Raw genomic sequence first — 635 nt, forward strand, 5'->3', positions numbered from 1 at the left:
TGGTTCGTAATGCTCTTTTCGTTAGAATCTGTTTAAAGTTAACCATTCTGTTTAAACGTTGGATTCTGGTTGCATTTTTAATTTTCATGGGATCATAGAGTTTAAAACTAACAAGGTTTCGTGCGACCCTCGTCACCCTGTAGTACAAGAGCCGCCTCCCGTTTTTGTCTAGGGATGTCGCTTGGTGCGAGCACTTATTGCCCTAATCCTAATGCATTAAGTGAGGCTTATTCGTTAGATAACGTATTTGTAATTCTTCAGTCACCTTGTTGATAGGTGTACGGAATTATATTTGCCTCATGGGAAATTCTTTTTGTATAAAGGTTTTGGGGAATGATGGAATTACTTCGGTTTAGAAAGTTTATTGCTCACCCAATCACGCATAAAACCATGCTACAAGCAGGTCTTATTTCGATCCTTGCTCTTTTGAATGCTCCTTTGTTAGCCGCAAACGCTCAAATGCTCACAATGGATCAAGCGCTTGAAACTGCATTTTCCAACAACCCAGACCTAGCGGCCGCTCAATGGGAGACAGGTATTGCTCAGGGAGAGCGACAGCAGGCTGGATTGATTCCAAACCCTGAGGTTTCCTGGGAGGCTGAAGATACTCGGCGAAACTCGCGCACCACGACGGT

1 pseudogene is annotated in these 635 nt (G+C 43.6%); it reads left to right on the plus strand.

The annotated features are described in order from the left end of the window. Window positions 1-333: 333 nt before the first annotated feature. A pseudogene (locus HT737_RS30925) lies at window positions 334-635 on the plus strand (TolC family protein); the annotation flags it as partial.

Source organism: Pseudomonas sp. MD195_PC81_125 (assembly GCF_014060985.1).
Lineage (GTDB): Bacteria > Pseudomonadota > Gammaproteobacteria > Pseudomonadales > Pseudomonadaceae > Aquipseudomonas > Aquipseudomonas parakoreensis.